At 61.8% G+C, this 15742-nt stretch carries 14 protein-coding genes; 12 read left to right on the forward strand and 2 right to left on the reverse strand.

Going from position 1 to position 15742, the window contains the following annotated elements; all coding sequences use genetic code 11:
• Positions 1 to 10 precede the first annotated feature (10 nt).
• From ACFPN2_RS37055 to ACFPN2_RS37100, 10 genes are all read left to right on the forward strand, one after another.
• Complete coding sequence (locus tag ACFPN2_RS37055) at positions 11 to 1144, forward strand: DJ-1/PfpI family protein (RefSeq protein ID WP_380606161.1); 1134 nt, start codon at positions 11 to 13, stop codon at positions 1142 to 1144.
• Positions 1145 to 1252: 108 nt separating this feature from the next.
• Positions 1253 to 2647, forward strand: a complete 1395-nt coding sequence (locus ACFPN2_RS37060; protein ID WP_380606163.1) for a DUF1254 domain-containing protein — start codon at positions 1253 to 1255, stop codon at positions 2645 to 2647.
• Between the two features lie 176 nt (positions 2648 to 2823).
• Complete coding sequence (locus tag ACFPN2_RS37065; protein WP_380606165.1) at positions 2824 to 3087, forward strand: hypothetical protein; 264 nt, start codon at positions 2824 to 2826, stop codon at positions 3085 to 3087.
• Positions 3088 to 3300: 213 nt separating this feature from the next.
• A complete protein-coding gene (locus ACFPN2_RS37070; RefSeq protein ID WP_380606167.1) occupies positions 3301 to 4992 on the forward strand; it encodes a phospholipid carrier-dependent glycosyltransferase in 1692 nt (563 codons plus the stop codon).
• Positions 4989 to 5372, forward strand: coding sequence for a DMT family transporter (locus ACFPN2_RS37075; RefSeq protein ID WP_380606169.1), 384 nt, complete (start codon positions 4989 to 4991; stop codon positions 5370 to 5372). Before ACFPN2_RS37070 ends, ACFPN2_RS37075 begins: the two co-directional genes overlap by 4 nt.
• The gene (locus tag ACFPN2_RS37080) at positions 5369 to 6490 is read left to right on the forward strand and encodes a DegT/DnrJ/EryC1/StrS family aminotransferase (protein ID WP_380606171.1); all 1122 of its coding nucleotides are present in this window, start codon (positions 5369 to 5371) and stop codon (positions 6488 to 6490) included. Before ACFPN2_RS37075 ends, ACFPN2_RS37080 begins: the two co-directional genes overlap by 4 nt.
• A complete protein-coding gene (locus tag ACFPN2_RS37085) occupies positions 6487 to 7467 on the forward strand; it encodes a glycosyltransferase (RefSeq protein ID WP_380606173.1) in 981 nt (326 codons plus the stop codon). The genes ACFPN2_RS37080 and ACFPN2_RS37085 overlap by 4 nt, the downstream gene beginning before the upstream one ends.
• Positions 7464 to 8390, forward strand: coding sequence for a formyltransferase (locus ACFPN2_RS37090; protein ID WP_380606175.1), 927 nt, complete (start codon positions 7464 to 7466; stop codon positions 8388 to 8390). Before ACFPN2_RS37085 ends, ACFPN2_RS37090 begins: the two co-directional genes overlap by 4 nt.
• Before the next feature lie 22 nt (positions 8391 to 8412).
• Complete coding sequence (locus tag ACFPN2_RS37095; RefSeq protein ID WP_380606177.1) at positions 8413 to 9516, forward strand: bifunctional UDP-4-keto-pentose/UDP-xylose synthase; 1104 nt, start codon at positions 8413 to 8415, stop codon at positions 9514 to 9516.
• The gene (locus ACFPN2_RS37100) at positions 9513 to 10430 is read left to right on the forward strand and encodes a polysaccharide deacetylase family protein (protein WP_380606179.1); all 918 of its coding nucleotides are present in this window, start codon (positions 9513 to 9515) and stop codon (positions 10428 to 10430) included. The genes ACFPN2_RS37095 and ACFPN2_RS37100 overlap by 4 nt, the downstream gene beginning before the upstream one ends.
• On the opposite strand, the gene ACFPN2_RS37105 is transcribed toward ACFPN2_RS37100, so the two are convergent.
• Complete coding sequence (locus ACFPN2_RS37105; protein ID WP_380606181.1) at positions 10402 to 12342, reverse strand: TonB-dependent receptor plug domain-containing protein; 1941 nt, start codon at positions 12340 to 12342, stop codon at positions 10402 to 10404. The genes ACFPN2_RS37100 and ACFPN2_RS37105 overlap by 29 nt on opposite strands.
• Positions 12343 to 12569: 227 nt before the next feature.
• Between ACFPN2_RS37105 and ACFPN2_RS37110 the strand changes: the two genes are divergently transcribed.
• A complete protein-coding gene (locus ACFPN2_RS37110; protein ID WP_380606183.1) occupies positions 12570 to 13559 on the forward strand; it encodes an aldo/keto reductase in 990 nt (329 codons plus the stop codon).
• Between the two features lie 106 nt (positions 13560 to 13665).
• Positions 13666 to 14688, forward strand: a complete 1023-nt coding sequence (locus ACFPN2_RS37115; protein WP_380606185.1) for a zinc-dependent alcohol dehydrogenase family protein — start codon at positions 13666 to 13668, stop codon at positions 14686 to 14688.
• Here ACFPN2_RS37115 and ACFPN2_RS37120 read toward each other — a convergent pair whose 3' ends face one another.
• Positions 14689 to 15594, reverse strand: coding sequence for a LysR family transcriptional regulator (locus ACFPN2_RS37120; RefSeq protein WP_380606187.1), 906 nt, complete (start codon positions 15592 to 15594; stop codon positions 14689 to 14691).
• Positions 15595 to 15742: the final 148 nt, after the last annotated feature.

Below are 15742 nucleotides of genomic sequence, written 5' to 3' on the forward strand. Positions count from 1 at the left end.
GAGTCGCCTTGTGAGCCTCAACAACGCCACAGCTACGTTGGGGATCGTTGCTCTGTTCGCATTGACAGGGTGCGGCACCGACGTACCCCCGCCGCCCGTGGCCGACGCAGCCACGGCCGAACATCAAGCCCAGGCTTTCATCCATGCCATCAAACCGCGGCGTGAAGGCAAACCTGTCATCGCAATCGTGGCTCGCAATGAAGGCACGGAGACCACGGACCTTCTACTGGCGCACGCAGTCCTGCAACGTGCTGACATTGCCGACGTCCGCGTCGTGGCGCCTCGCACCGGCAGCGTCTCTTTATATCCAGCGCTCCAAGTCGAAGTCACGCAGGATCTGGCCAGCTTCGATCAAGCGTATCCCGGCGGCGCCGACTACGTGATCGTGCCGGCGATGAGCGAGCCGAAGATGGATGCAACCAATGGTGGCGCGATCCTCACATGGCTGAAACAACAATCGGAACACGGCGCACGCATCATCGGCATCTGCGCTGGCGCACTCGTCGTGGCCAACGCCGGCCTGCTGGATCGACGGCAGTTCACGACGCATTGGTACTATCTCAAGGAACTGCGCGAGGACCATGCGTCAGCTGTCTATGTTCCTCATCGGCGTTACGTGATTGACGACAACATCGCGACAACCACAGGGATCAGTGCCTCCGTGCCGACGACGCTCGCGTTGATCGAATCGATCGCAGGACGAGACAAAGCGCAGGCACTCGCGACCGAGATTGGAGTGAACTCGTGGACGCCAGCGCATGACAGCTCCCTGTTCGGTCTGAACTTCTCGCGCGGCCTGAGTTACATCCTCAACAAGCTCGCGTTCTGGCGCAACGATCAAATGCGCGTCGATGTCACAGAAGGCATGGACGACATCGCGCTCGCCTTCACCGCCGACGCGTGGTCGCGCACGGGTCATGTCAATGTGCAAGCCGCTGCGCCCGGGCCCGTCAAACTTCGCAGCGGCATTATTCTCCTGCCGGACGCGGCAACCGACGATGCCGCTCGCCTGCCGCTTGCGACAGATCTGAAGCCCATGGAGCAACTCGATCGCACGCTGTGCGAGATCGGCTCGCGCTTCGGCGACGCCCGCCGCCAATGGGTGGCGATGGAACTGGAATATCCCGGCCAGCCGGCTTGTTGAGGTCCGACTCCTTACGACCGTCGTGACGGGCACGACCTGTGCCTGCCTCCCGTATGGGCGCTACTACCCCTCGACTCCAAACTGCCCGTTCCGCAGCAGGAGTTCCCCATGGCACATGTCGGCAGCGCGCCCCGCTACACCTTCGAGCGTGGCTTCCCCACAGTCGACACGACGAAACAAGCCTATGACGATGCCGATCTGGAGCGTGCCATCCAGGCCTACAAGTTCTTCTATCCCACGGTGTCGGGCGCCGCGATCGTTCGCGGCAATGAGCAGATCGGCGTGGTGCCCAACAAGGTGTTCGGCATTCTCGACTGCGCCCCGGATCAATTAGTGTTCACGGCCAACTCGGACACACCCTACGGTCCGCTGCTGCTCGATCTGAGCATCGGGCCGCTGGTCGTCGAGCTGGCGTCGGGACCCTTGATTGTCTGCTCGATGGATATCAATCAGCGCTGGGTTGCGGACATGGGCCTGCCTGGCCCCGACGCAGGCCGCGGCGGCAAACATTTGCTGATCGGGCCGGACTACAAGGGCGCGATACCCGACAGCGATTTCCACGTGCACCGGGCCAGCAGCAACCGCCAGATCGTCGGAGCGCGCTCGCTACCGATCGAAGGCGACGTGAAAGGCGCCAAGGAACGGTTGAAGAGCATCAAGGTTTATCCCCTGCACTCCAAGACGCCGTGGCAAGAGCCCCAGTGGCTGGACGTGACCGGCAGGAAACAGGACACGACGCCGCTCGATTGGGAAGACAACATCGAGTTCTGGGAAGTGTTGCACCAGACGCTCGACATCGAGCCCATGTTCGAGGGCTATCACAACGAGTACGGCGAGCTGGCCGCGCTCGGCATCGAGAAAGGCAAGCCGTTCAAGCCCGATGCGCGCACCAAATCGATTCTCGAAGAAGCCGCGCGCACCGCGAATGCGCAGATGCGCGTGCAAGCGTTCGGCGATCGTCGACCGGATCGTCTGCCGTGGCCGGATCGCAAATGGCAATGGGTGAGCCTGCGTTTCGAGGATGGCGACTTCAACACTCACGAACGGCTCGATCTCGAAGCGCGCGAGAAATGGTTCTATCAAGCCATCGGCGCATCGCCCGCCATGTTTCGACGGGACGCGCAAGCCGGTTCGCTGTATTGGCTGGCCCTGAGCGACAAGGCTGGTCGTTATCTCGACGGCGGCGGCACCTACAAGCTCACTGTGCCCCTGCCGGTGCCGGGCAAGCTGTTCTGGTCCGTGACGGTGTACGACACGGATTCGCGCTCGCAGATCCAGACGGATCAAAAGCGGGCAGCGCTGCGCTCGCTGTTCGAGCTGAAGGACGCGTCAGGGAACAGCGTAGAGCTTCACTTCGGGCCGAACGCACCCAAAGGCCAGGAAAAACGCTGGATCAAGACCCTTCCCGGCAAAGGCTGGTTCGCGTACTTCCGCATCTACGGCCCGCAACCCGCGGCGTTCGACGGCTCCTGGAAGCCAGGCGACTTCGAGAAATCGAGCTGATCAACTAGAGGAATCCGCAACGCTTAGATCGTTCTGGACTAACGACATGCGCCGCCCATGACGGCGCGAATTACTGCGCACACGGAATCTGATAAGTGCGCGCCAGCTCATGTTTCCGCAGGCGAGTCGCGATTACAGTGCGCGACTTTTTCGCTAACTCACCTCCGGAGCATTTCATGAAGTCACGTTTCATTTTGATTACTGCGATTCTCGCCACTGGCGTGGGATTCGGCGTTTCCAGCAACTCGGTTGCGAGTCCGCCTGAGGCGCAGGCGAGTGCACAGCTGGGCGATCACCCCGCTGTCGTCGTCGCGCGCATGCAGGCCAAGCGCGGCATCGATCCGAACACCTTCATCGTGGCGCACCCGGCCGGTGTGCGACAGCTCGCGGCCTCTCCGACTGCCACAGCGTCGACCGCGACTGCCAGCGCTGGACGCTGATCTTTCTCTAGCCCTCCTCCTCGCGAGGAGGGCTGCACCGCACGAATCGCGATCAAACGACTTCACACGCCTGTCACAAGGCGATAACGCAGCCGCAAAAATAAAACCTCTTCGGCTCAGGATCTTCCGCAATCCCTCGCCCTGACGATTGATATTGCCTCGCGCGTCGTCCAACGATTGGACTAGCCCTAGTGCTGTAAACGCGAGACACACTTGAGCACCCTCCCCAGACCCGCTGCGGCGCTGCCCGTGGCCGCCCGAGTGCGGCTGCAAACTTTACTCGTGGCGGCGTGCATCGTTGCTTTCACGATCGTGTGGTTCTCGCTCGCTCTGGGTAGGCCGCTGGCGCATCCGGATGAAGGGCGTTACGCCGAGATCCCGCGAGAGATGGTGTTACGCGGCGACTGGGTGACCCCTCATCTCAACGGCGTCGCGTATCTGGAGAAACCGCCCCTGCAATACTGGGCCACCGCAGCCCTCTACAAATTCTTCGGCGAAGGTGAATGGACGGCGCGGCTGTGCACGATGCTCGCCGCCTGGCTCAACGTTTTGTTGATGTTTGTTCTCGGGCGCCGGCTCTGGGGCACTCGAACCGGTGTGCTGGCCGCGGCCTTTCTAGGATCGACGGTGCTGCATTTCTTGATGGGCCAGATCCTGACCCTGGACATGGCCTTCACCTTCCTGCTCACCGCGATGTTGTGCACCTTCTGCATGACACAAGCGACCCGAGACTCTGCGCCAGGGGAAAGCAGCCATTGGATGATGGCCACCTGGATACTGTTGGCATTGGCCGTACTCACCAAAGGACTGGCCGCGATCGTCATCGCCGGCGCCGTGTTGACCCTCTATGTGATCTGGCAACGCGACTGGGCCGTGCTGCGCACGCTGCGCCCCGTCACCGGCGTTGTGATACTCGCAATCGTCGCCGTGCCCTGGTTCTATCTGGCAGCTCGCGCCAACCCGGAATTTCTGCACTTTTTCTTTATCGAGCAACATTTCCAACGCTATCTCACCGATGCCGCGCAACGCATAGAACCCTGGTGGTACTTCATCGCTATTCTTGCCGCGGGCACCCTGCCCTGGTTGCCGCAGATGGCGGGCGCGCTCTTCAACGGCTGGCGCACCGAAAGCAAGCCCGGTCAGTTCGACGTGCGCCGACTGCTGTGGATCTGGTGCGTATTTGTCCTGGTTTTTTTCTCGCTCTCAAATTCGAAACTGGCGCCCTATGTGCTGCCGGTTCTGCCGCCCCTGGCGTTACTGACGGCCAGCCGTGAGGAGTGCATCGACAGCCGCGCGCTGCGAGTCAGCATCGGCGTGCTGGTCCTGTTTGCGATCTCACTGATTGTTTACTGCACAGGCGCCACTCATTTCACCAAGGACCCGGTTACGCTCGAGGCCATCGAACAAGGGCGAATCGCCGTCGGCACGTTCGCAGTCATTGCGTTCGTTACCGCCGTGCTCTGCTGGCGCGCGGCTCAGGCCGGTCGATCGGCCCGCGCGATTACCGGTCTCGCGGCCGCATGGTTCATCGGCTTCGCATTGTTATTTTCGACCGTGGCAAAACACGAGTCGCTGCGGTCCGGAAAGTCTCTGGCGGCACAAATTCCCTCCGATCTGGCCGCGCATGCGCCGATCTTCACGGTGCAGACGTACGACCAGACCCTTCCTTTCTATCTGCGACGCACGATGTTCATGGTCGATACGCATGGCGAGCTCGACTACGGACTGCGACGTGCGCCGGGAGCGGCCATTCCTGAGATGGCCCGGTTCGAGCAAACGTGGCGGGAGCTGAACGATGGAGTCGCCATCATGACTCATGAATGCTACGCACGACTCGAAGCGCGCGGTTTGCCTATGCGCGTGCTGGGCAGAGACAAACGCCGGATTGCGGTGAGCCGCCGATGAATCCGGTCACCTGGGCTCTGGTCATCAGCGGCGTCCTGCTCAACGCGACCGCTCAGTTACTGCTGAAGGCGGCGACCAGCGCGACCGGTGCGATCGAGCCGAGCTGGGCCGGGCTCGCGACTGCCGGACCACGGTTGTTATCTCACTACGGAGCGTGGGGCGGCATCGCCTGCTACGTCGTGAGCGTCGTGATCTGGATACTCGCGCTCTCTCGCGCTCCGGTCAGTGTCGTTTATCCACTGCTGTCGATCGGCTACATCGTCAATGCGATCGCCGCAGCCGCGCTGTTTCAGGAATCGCTCGCACCCGGCAAGTTGCTCGGCATCGCGGTGATCGTTCTCGGCGTATTCATTCTTAGTCAGAGTCAGACTCAGCCATGACTTATCTGCCTTTCTCACGACCGGACATCGACGAGCACACCATCGAGGCGGTGAGCCAGGTGCTGCGCTCCGGATGGATCACGACCGGCCCTTATGTGACGAAGTTCGAAAGCGCGCTGTCGTCCTATGTCGGTGGACGCAAGGTTCGCGCGCTGACTTCGGGCACCGCCGCGCTCGAGATTGCTCTCATGATCGCCGGCGTGGGCAAAGGCGATGAAGTGATCGTGCCGGCGATGAGTTTCGCCGCGAGTGCCAATGTCATTTTGCGACGTGGCGCGGTGCCTGTATTCGTCGACGTCGAGCTCGCCAGCCGCAATCTCAATGTTTCCTTGCTGGAGGCCGCCATCTCCAGCCGCACTCGCGCCGTGATGCCCGTGCACTTCGCCGGCCTGCCGGTCGATATGGATCGACTTCTGCAGATCGCTCGCAAATTCGATCTGCGAGTGGTCGAGGACGCGGCTCACGCCATCGGCAGTGAGTACCGGGGCCGGCGTATCGGCGCTTTCGGCGACATCGCCTGCTTCAGCTTTCATCCCAACAAGAACATGACGACCATCGAGGGCGGCGCCATCGCGTGCAATCATGCCGACGAAGCGCGCCTCATCGAAGTCGAGCGCTTCCACGGCATCGAGCGTCACGCCGACGGCAATATCGATGTGATCAGCGCCGGCGGCAAATTCAATCTGTCCGACGTGTCGGCACGAATCGGTCTCGCGCAGCTCGAGCGGCTCGATGCTTTCGGCAAACGCCGCCGCGAGCTGGCATCGATTTATTTCCACGAGCTCTCCGCCGATCCGCCCGGAATTCTTCCCGAGGCCGGCGATGAGGGACATTGCTGGAACATGTTCACGCTGCTGTTGCCGTTCGATCGGCTCGGCATGACGCGCACGCAGTTTCAGCAAGCCATGGGTAAGCGAGGCATCGCCATCGGCGTGCACTACCCCTGCATTCCCGGGCTGACCCTCTACCGGCAGCTCGACTATCGCGAAGAGCGATTCCCGATTGCATCGCGCATCGGGCGCGAAACGGTCACTCTGCCGCTGTTCCCGGCCATGACTGACGACGACGTTCGTCGTGTCTGCTCGACGCTGCGAGGCGTTCTGGCGAATCGATCATGAGCGCACGCCCGCACATCGCCCCTCGTCCGACGCCCCGGCTGAGCGTCGTGATTCCCGTTTTCAACGAGGAGACCTGCCTGCCAGCCTTGTTCGCGAGGCTCTACCCAGCGCTCGATGCGCTCCATCGTCCGTACGAATGTATCTTCGTCGACGACGGCAGCACCGATCGGTCGGTGGCCCTGCTTCGGCAGATGTTTCAGCACCGCCCTCATGAGACGCGCATCGTAATCCTGCGCGGCAACTTCGGTCAGCACTCGGCCATCCGCGCCGGCTTCGAGCGGGCCCGCGGTGAGTTTGTCGTCACGCTCGACGCCGATTTGCAGAATCCTCCAGAAGAGATTGCGCACCTGGTCGCGCGCTTCGATGAAGGCCACGACTACGTGGGGACGATTCGTGAGCAGCGTCGCGACGTATGGTGGCGTCGCAAAGCCTCGTCGGCGATGAACGTCGTTCGCGAGCGCATCTCCGGCATTCGAATGACGGATCAGGGTTGCATGCTCCGCGGCTATTCCCGAGAGATCGTCGACACGATCAATCGATCGCGCGAGGTCACGACATTCCTGCCGGCGCTCGGCAGCTTGTACGCGCTCCGCCCGATCGAGATCCCGGTGCGACACGAGCAGCGCGAGAGCGGCACGTCCAAATATTCCGTGTATCGGCTGATCCGGCTGAACTTCGACTTGATGACCGGCTTTTCGCTGGTGCCGCTGCAGCTGTTCTCGATGGCCGGCATCGTGATCTCACTGCTGTCCGTGCTGTTCGTCGTCTATCTGGGCGTGCGCCGCCTGCTGCTCGGCCCGGAGGCGGAAGGCGTGTTCTCGCTGTTCGCCATCGTGTTCCTGCTGATCGGCATCGTGCTGTTCGGCATCGGCCTGCTGGGCGAATACATCGGCCGGATTTATTTGCAGGTGCGCGACCGGCCTCGCTACCTGGTCGATGCGGTGATCGAAGAAGAACGGCAAGGTGAACCGTCGTGACCAGTGCAGTCGTGTTCGGCTACAGCGAAGTCGGCGTGCGTTGCCTGAGCGCACTGTTGCGTCATGGCGTTCGCGTGGATCTGGTACTGACCCATCAGGACGATCCCGCCGAACATCAATGGTTCGGCAGCGTCGCGCATCTGGCCCGAGAGCATCACATTCCTGTGACCTGTCCGGCCGATCCCAACGCGGCAGCCGTCGTCGAGCGCGTTGCCGACCTGCGTCCCGATTTTTTGTTCTCCTTTTACTACCGTCATCTGCTGTGTGAACGCCTGCTCGCCTCAGCAACCCGCGGCGCGCTGAACATGCATGGCTCGCTGCTACCGAAGTATCGCGGTCGTGCCCCCGTCAATTGGGCCATCGTTCACGGCGAAACCGAGACCGGCGCGAGCCTGCACTACATGCAGGCGCGGCCCGATGCAGGCCCGTTGGTCGGGCAGGAGTCCGTGCCCATTCTCATCGAGGACACGGCTCTCGACGTATCGATGCGAGTGGCGGTTGCGGCCGAACGATTGCTGGAGCGCTGTTTGCCGGACCTGATCGCCGGGCGCGCGTCCGGCGTTCCTCTGAATCTCGAACGAGGCTCGTATTTCGGCCGGCGTCGACCGGAAGACGGCAAGATCCACTGGCATCGCCCGGCACTGGAAATTCACAATTTGATTCGCGCCGTCGCCCCGCCGTTTCCCGGCGCGTTCGGCGAGTACGCCGGGCAAGTCCTGCGAGTGCTCGGCAGCCGTTATCTCGAACAGCCGGCGCGCCATCCATTGCAGGCGCCTTGTTTATATATCGACGGCGACGATCTGCAACTCGACTGCTGTGACGGCAAGCAACTCACGCTGACGCACGCCGAGCTTGGCGACATGCCGCTCACGGCCAGCGCCTTCGTTGCTCGTCACGGCGCAACCCCTCTCTCCCTTCTCTAACAAGTAACACGCGGCGGATCTCATGAAACGCATTCTCATCCTGGGCGTCAATGGCTTCATCGGTCATCACCTGACTCGCCAGTTGCTCGAGCATACGAACTGGGACGTCTACGGCATGGACCTGCAGGCCGATCGCGTCGAACGGTTTCGTAACAACTCGCGGTTCCATTTCGTAGAGGGCGATATCACCATCAACCGCGAATGGGTGGAGTACAACGTGCGCAAGTGCGACGTGGTGTTGCCGCTGGTCGCGATCGCCACGCCGGCGTCTTATGTGCGTGAGCCGTTGCGCGTGTTCGAGCTCGATTTCGAAGCCAACCTGCCCATCATCCGGCACTGCGTGAAGTACGGCACGCGCATCATCTTTCCATCGACGTCCGAAGTGTATGGCATGAGCCCCGATGCGAGCTTCGATCCCTACGCCTCGAATCTGGTGCTCGGCCCGATCAACAAGTCGCGCTGGATCTACTCCTGCGCCAAGCAACTGCTTGACCGGATCATCTGGAGCTACGGGCTGGAAGGACAGCTCGATTTCACGCTCATCCGCCCCTTCAACTGGATCGGCTCGGGACTCGACAGCATCCATACGCCCAAGGAAGGCAGCTCACGCGTGCTCACGCAGTTTCTGGGGCACATCGTGCGAGGCGAGAACATCCAGCTCGTGGATGGCGGCGCGCAAATGCGCTCCTTCACATATGTCGACGATGCAATGGCCTGCCTGCTGCGGATCATCGAGAACCCGAACGGCATCGCCAGCGGCAAGATCTATAACATCGGCAATCCTGCCAACAACTATTCCATCCGGCAGCTCGCTGAGATGATGCTGGAGATCGCGCGCTCGCGGCCGGCGTATCGCGAGTCGGCGCGACGCGTGCGGATCACGGACGTGTCTTCGGCCCGGTACTACGGCGAAGGCTATCAAGACATCCAGTCCCGCGTGCCCAGCATCGACAACACGTGCCGCGACTTGAAGTGGCAACCGACGACCGATATGCAGGCCGCGCTGGAAATCATTTTCGACGCGTACGCCGAAGATCTTCCGCAGGCACGCGAGCTCACGAACACCGGCACTTATCCGGTGATCGACGAATCCGCGACCCTGCGAGCGCAGGCCCTCGGTCGATGACCGAGCGAATCGCGCTGAAAGTCGATGTCGATACATTGCGCGGCACGCTCGAGGGCGTGCCGGCGCTCCTCGCTCTGCTGGCGCGTCACCGAGTCAACGCGACCTTCCTGTTCAGCCTCGGCCCCGACAACACCGGCCGCGCGCTTCGCCGCATCTTTCGTCCGGGGTTCCTCAACAAGGTGCTGCGAACCTCCGTTGCCGCCAACTATGGGCTGAAAACTTTGTGCTATGGCACCTTGCTACCCGCGCCCAATATCAGCGAGCGCGCCTGCGATGTGATGCGCTCCGTGCGCGACGCCGGTTTTGAAGTCGGCGTTCATTGCCACGATCACGTGCTCTGGCAGGATCATGTCGCGGCTCAGAGTTACGCATGGACGCGCGAACAAATGCAGCTCGCTGTGGCTGCGTTTCAACGCGTGTTTGGGGAACGACCGAAAGTTCACGGCGCCGCTGGCTGGCAAATGAATGAGCACGTGCCTCAACTCGAAGCCGAGCTCGGCTTCGACTATGCCAGCGACACTCGCGGCAGCTCACCTTTCCGGCCCCTGTTTGCCGGTGAAGCCGCCTTCTGCCCACAACTGCCGACCACCCTGCCGACCTTCGACGAAGTCATCGGTTTGGATGGCTGCACCGAGCAGAACGTCGCAGATGTCCTGTTCGAACACAGTCGGACGCATCCGGGTCCGCACGTGTTCACTTTGCATGCGGAGCTCGAGGGCATGAGACTGCGCCCCGCATTCGAACGTTTGCTACAGCTTTGGCTCGCGCAAGGCGTGCAACTGTGTTCGATGCGTGACCTGTATATGAACCTTCCTCCGGAACTCCCGACCTACCCGGTCGAGTTCGGGGAATTGGCGGGCCGCTCCGGTCGGCTCGCGCGCCAGGTTACAGTTCCACTCGAACGCCGAGATTGAACACGCGCCCCGTCAGCGGCGCCCAACCTTCGACAATCCTTTCGCCCGTCGCCGCCGGCAACGGACGCAGCAGCGGATCGAAGCGGGTCTGTCGGCGATCCGTCAGGTTGATGGCATTCAGAAAAATCCCGACCTCGCCAAACTTGATTTCCGCGAGCGCACTGATCTCGAGGTAAGGCTTGCTCTCGCTGCGGTAAGGATTGTCGTAGAGCTTCTGTTTGCCGGTGTATGAGAACTCCAGCCCCAGCCGGCCGCGCTCTTCATCCTCGAACAATGCCGCCAGTTCGCCGGAGAATCGCGGGATGAGCTCGGAGTCTCTTCTGCCGCCGCCGGCCGCCGCTTCGGTCGCGTCCAAATAAGTGGAGCTGCCAATCACGTGAAAGTCGCCGACGTTGTAGTGCACGAGCAGCTCCGCTCCGACGACCTCTCGCGGACCGTCGGCATTCGCAAGCCGCAACCGACCCGGCACGGTTGACGATCTCACAACCAACGGATCGCGAATCCGCGAGCCGAACACGCTGCCGTTGATCTCCCAGCGGTTTTCCGCCCATTTCATATCGACCGAGGCACTGGTCGCGCGCTCGGCATCGAGACCGCGCAACGGCTCGACCAACGCGACGCTGGTGGCTTCGGTTTCATCGGCGACCAACGTGGGCGCGGCGAAGCCACTGCCGATCGATGCACGCAATGACCAATCTTCTTCCAATCGGAACAACGCGGAGAGTCGGGGACTCACGAAGGTGCCGTATTCGTTGTGATCATCGACGCGAGCGCTGCCCGCAAGCTTGATCGCATCACTGACCGCGTACTCGTCCTGCGCGAACACGGCAGGTACGGTGTAACGGTAGTTCACACCGGACGATCGGGCGGATTCGAACCGGTCGTAGTCGAGTGCCACGCCGGCGATCCAGGCGTGTTGCTCATGAGCGCCAGACACCGTCGCTTCGCCCGACCCGGTCGTTCTCACATCTTCGCTGACCAAACCGTTGAAGTCGCGATCGCGCTCCAGCCGCACGAACGACCATCGCGAGCCGAACAACTTCGAGCCGGACAGCGGCATATGAGTAACGAGACCCGCGTCAGCACGACGAGAGTCCAACGTATCGCGGAAGGTTGTACCATCTGGGAGCACTTGCCCGCGCATACTGCCGCCTTGTCGCGACTCGTCCATCAATCCGAGCGTCGCAAACACCGATGCACCTTCGCCGTTCTCCCAGAACAGTCGCGGTCGCACTGTGTAACGACGGTACTCGGCGATGTCCGCCCAACCATCGTCATCTATATCTTCGCGCGACTGATCGTGCGCACCGGCGGTCACACTGTAACCCCACTCCGGTGAGATCGCGTCCGTTACAAATCCCACCGCGTCGGTACCGCCGCGCGATGTTCGGTTGAGAAGAATCTCAGGCTCACTGCCCGGCTTGCGCGACATCAAGTTGAGCACGCCACCCAAACCGCCGCTGCCATACAGCGCGGAGGCCACACCCTTAATCACTTCAACGCGCCCGAGATCGAGCGGCGGTGTTTGCAGCAAACCAAACGCATCCGGTTGCGCGCCCAGCAACGGCAACCCGTCCTGTAATACCAACGTATGCCGGCCCGGCATTCCTCTCATCTGCAACGTCGCGCCTCCCAGCCCCGCGGCCGTCGATTGAATGTGCACACCGCCCAGTTCGGTGAGCAGCGACGTGAGGTTGCCCGGTTGCACCGTGAGGTTCTCTTCAATCTCCTCCTCCGGCAGCACCTCGACCCGAATCGGCTGATCGCGAACCAACGCCTCGCTCCGGGTTGCAACCACGACGACGGACTCGGTCTCTTCCTCTTCTTCTTCCTCGGAATGAGCGAGGACGGGCCAGCAGCTCAAGGGAGCGAGGAGTAACGCGGCGTAGAGGTCGGTTCGTTGGGGGATCATCAGCGGGCGCCAGGCAATTAATTCGGCGACGGATGGTAGGTGAAGGGCGCTGACGAAAGACTGACGGGCCAACGGCGTGTTCCCAAGCCCCGCATCTCGCGCGTTATTCATGAATCCTGCTCACAGCCCCTAACCGCTTCCGCCCCCTAATCAGGCGCGGCCCTGGCAACTATCTTGTTCGCCTCGGAATTCTTTCCCGGCACAGGCGCAATTGAGGAGTCATCGACATGCAAACGCGCACTCTCGGTAGCAGCGGACTCGAAGTCTCCGCACTCGGCTATGGCTGCATGGGCCTGGACTTCGGTTACGCCAACAAGGTCAGCAAGCAGGAAGGCGTCACGCTGATTCGCCAGGCGGTGGATCGAGGGGTCACCTTCTTCGATACCGCAGAGGTCTATGGACCTTTTACTAACGAAGAAATGGTCGGTGAAGCATTGCGCCCGGTGCGCGACCGAGTCGTTATTGCCACCAAGTTCGGCTTCAACATTGCCGATGGCAAGCAGAGCGGACTGAACAGTCGACCCCAGAATATCAAGGCAGTCGCCGACGCGTCGCTCAAGCGCCTGGGGGTCGAGCAGATCGATCTGATCTATCAGCACCGGGTCGACCCGAACGTTCCGATCGAGGATGTGGCCGGAGCGGTCAAAGATTTGATCGCCGCGGGTAAGGTGAAGCACTTCGGTCTGTCGGAGCCGGGCGCCCAGACCGTGCGTCGCGCGCACGCAGTGCAGCCGATCAGCGCCTTGCAAAACGAATATTCGTTGTGGACTCGCGGCGTCGAGACCAATGGCATCCTGCAGGCTTGCGAGGAGCTGGGCATCGGCTTGGTGCCTTACAGCCCGCTCGGCAAAGGCTTCCTGACCGGAGCGATGAGCCAAGACACCAGGCTCGGCGAAGGCGACTTTCGGAACATTCTCCCGCGCTTCACACCCGAAGCGATGCAGAAGAATCAGTCGCTAGTCGAACTCCTGAAGCGAATCGCCGCCGAGAAAGAAGCCACGCCGGCCCAGATCGCGCTCGCCTGGTTGCTCGCGCAAAAGCCCTGGATCGTGCCCATTCCAGGCACGACGAAATTGCACCGACTCGAAGAGAACCTTGGCGCCATCAACGTAGCGCTGACTGAGGCGGACTTGACCGAAATTCGGCAGGCGGCCGCCGCGATTCCGATCGAAGGCGAGCGCTACCCCGAGCATCTTCTTGCGACCACCGGCCTGTAAAGCGCCGGATTGATGAGCCGATCTCACAACCGCATTCGCCCGCGGTGGCTAACTCCCGTCGCGGTCGGCGCGTGTAATAGGTAGCTTCTTAGAGAGGAGTCTGGCAATGCGTGGAGCGGTACTTTACGGCCCCAAGGACATTCGATTCGATGAGCGGCCGGATCCAAAGATCGTCGCTGCCACGGATGCGATTATCAGATTGTCCGCGACCTGTGTGTGCGGATCGGACCTATGGCCGTATCGCGGCGTGGACCGGTCCTCTGAACCGACGCCCATGGGCCATGAATACTGCGGCATCGTCGAAGAAGTCGGCAGCGCTGTGAGAAATCTACGTCGCGGTCAGTTCGTCGTCGGATCCTTCTTCGCATCCGACAACACCTGCGAGATCTGCCAAGCCGGCTATCACAGTCGCTGCGTACATCATGAGTATGTTGGGGCCGGCGGCGCGCAGGCACCCTTTCTGCGCGTGCCGCTCGCGGATGGCACACTCGTGCCTACTCGGGAGTTGCCATCGAAGGCTTTGGTACCGAGCTTACTCGCAGCGTCCGACGTGCTGGGCACAGGATGGTTCGCCGCCACTGCTGCGGCGGTGGGCCCGGGAAAGACAGTCGCCGTTGTTGGCGATGGAGCGGTGGGACTGTGCGCGGTCATCGCAGCGAAGCAGTTGGGCGCGGAGCGCATCATCGCGATGAGTCGTCATCCGTCGCGACAGAAGCTAGCCCTCGAATTCGGCGCCACCGACATCGTGACTGAACGCGGCGACGAAGGCGTCGCCAGGATCAAGGAGATGACGCGCGGGCTCGGCGCCCACTCCGTGATCGAAGCCGTTGGCAGCTCAGAGGCGATGATGCAGGCGATCCGCTGCACCCGCCCCGGTGGGCATGTCGGTTTCGTCGGCGTTCCTCACGGCGCTGATTTTCCCGGCCAGGACGTGTTCTTTGCCGAGGTGCATCTGCACGGAGGCCCCGCACCGGTGCGACGATTTTTGCCCGAGCTGATCGATCTCATCTGCGACGGCAAGATCGATCCGGGCAAAGTCTTCGATCTCACGCTACCGCTGAGCGAAGTGGCAGAAGGCTATCGTGCGATGGACGAGCGCCGTGCTATTAAAACTTTGTTCACGGTTTAGTCATTGAGGCGACTTGCCGCGGTGACGGAGCGCGTCAACGATCAGCGCGAAGGCCGGCGACGACTGCCGGCGACTCGGATAGTAGAGGTGATATCCCGTCCAGGGCGGCGACCATTCTTCGAGCACCCAGACCAGCTCGCCCTTGTCGAGATACGGCCGCGCCAGGTCCTCTTGAATATAGGCGAGCCCCAGTCCTGCGAGCGCGGCATCGCGAACTTGAAAGATGCTGTTGAAGATCAGCTGTCCATCCACACGCACTTTCAGCTCGCGACCGTGGCGCTCGAATTCCCAAGCCCATAATCCACCGTGCGTGGCCAGACGCAGGTTGATGCACGAATGCGCCGTCAGGTCCTGAGGTGTCTTCGGGACCGGATGCTTTGCGAAGTACGATTTCGTTCCCACCACCGCAAAACGAACATCGGGCCCGATGCGCACCGACACCATGTCCTTGGCGACCTGTTCGCCCAGGCGAACCCCGGCATCGAAGCGGTGAGCGGCAATATCGATCAGCCCGCCTTCCATGCTGATCTCCACTTTGATCTCGGGATATTTGGGCAGCACTTTGGCCAGCTTCGGCCAGAGCACGGTCACGGCGGGATGATCGCCCGCGGTGATTCGAATCGTGCCGGCCGGCTTCTGCCGAAACTCGCTCAACTGCTCGAGCTCCGCCTCGACTTCATCGAAACGTGGCCCTACGGAATGCAGCAACCTTTCGCCCGCTTCCGTGGGCGAAACACTCCGCGTGGTACGCGTGAGCAAACGAACACCCAGTCGCTCCTCGAGGCCACGCATCGAGTGACTGAGCGCGGAGGGCGAGACGCCCAATTGCGCGGCGGCCTTGGTGAAGCTGCGAGTGCGAGCGACCACCAGGAAGGCCTGCAAATCATGAAAGTTTTCGCGCGCCATTCGGGAATTCTCTCGCATCGGTCCAGGTGCCGTCTATCGCGGGCTCTTGCCCCGGCCGGTCCGATTGCTGAGGCCCGCTCATAACTACATGCGAGCTGAGGCCGCTACTCGATGCGCTCCCCGCTCCCTATTCTGTCGCTCCTCCAGC

This window comes from Steroidobacter flavus, from assembly GCF_042651805.1.
In the GTDB taxonomy this organism is placed as follows: domain Bacteria; phylum Pseudomonadota; class Gammaproteobacteria; order Steroidobacterales; family Steroidobacteraceae; genus Steroidobacter; species Steroidobacter flavus.

What these genes read in the sequence shown, in the direction of transcription:
- ACFPN2_RS37105 (WP_380606181.1), bottom strand. Translation starts at nt 12,342, where the DNA reads ATGATCCCCCAACGAACCGACCTCTACGCCGCGTTACTCCTCGCTCCC.
- ACFPN2_RS37115 (WP_380606185.1), top strand. Translation starts at nt 13,666, where the DNA reads ATGCGTGGAGCGGTACTTTACGGCCCCAAGGACATTCGATTCGATGAG.
- ACFPN2_RS37120 (WP_380606187.1), bottom strand. Translation starts at nt 15,594, where the DNA reads ATGGCGCGCGAAAACTTTCATGATTTGCAGGCCTTCCTGGTGGTCGCT.
- ACFPN2_RS37085 (WP_380606173.1), top strand. Translation starts at nt 6,487, where the DNA reads ATGAGCGCACGCCCGCACATCGCCCCTCGTCCGACGCCCCGGCTGAGC.
- ACFPN2_RS37110 (WP_380606183.1), top strand. Translation starts at nt 12,570, where the DNA reads ATGCAAACGCGCACTCTCGGTAGCAGCGGACTCGAAGTCTCCGCACTC.
- ACFPN2_RS37060 (WP_380606163.1), top strand. Translation starts at nt 1,253, where the DNA reads ATGGCACATGTCGGCAGCGCGCCCCGCTACACCTTCGAGCGTGGCTTC.
- ACFPN2_RS37075 (WP_380606169.1), top strand. Translation starts at nt 4,989, where the DNA reads ATGAATCCGGTCACCTGGGCTCTGGTCATCAGCGGCGTCCTGCTCAAC.
- ACFPN2_RS37095 (WP_380606177.1), top strand. Translation starts at nt 8,413, where the DNA reads ATGAAACGCATTCTCATCCTGGGCGTCAATGGCTTCATCGGTCATCAC.
- ACFPN2_RS37080 (WP_380606171.1), top strand. Translation starts at nt 5,369, where the DNA reads ATGACTTATCTGCCTTTCTCACGACCGGACATCGACGAGCACACCATC.
- ACFPN2_RS37065 (WP_380606165.1), top strand. Translation starts at nt 2,824, where the DNA reads ATGAAGTCACGTTTCATTTTGATTACTGCGATTCTCGCCACTGGCGTG.
- ACFPN2_RS37100 (WP_380606179.1), top strand. Translation starts at nt 9,513, where the DNA reads ATGACCGAGCGAATCGCGCTGAAAGTCGATGTCGATACATTGCGCGGC.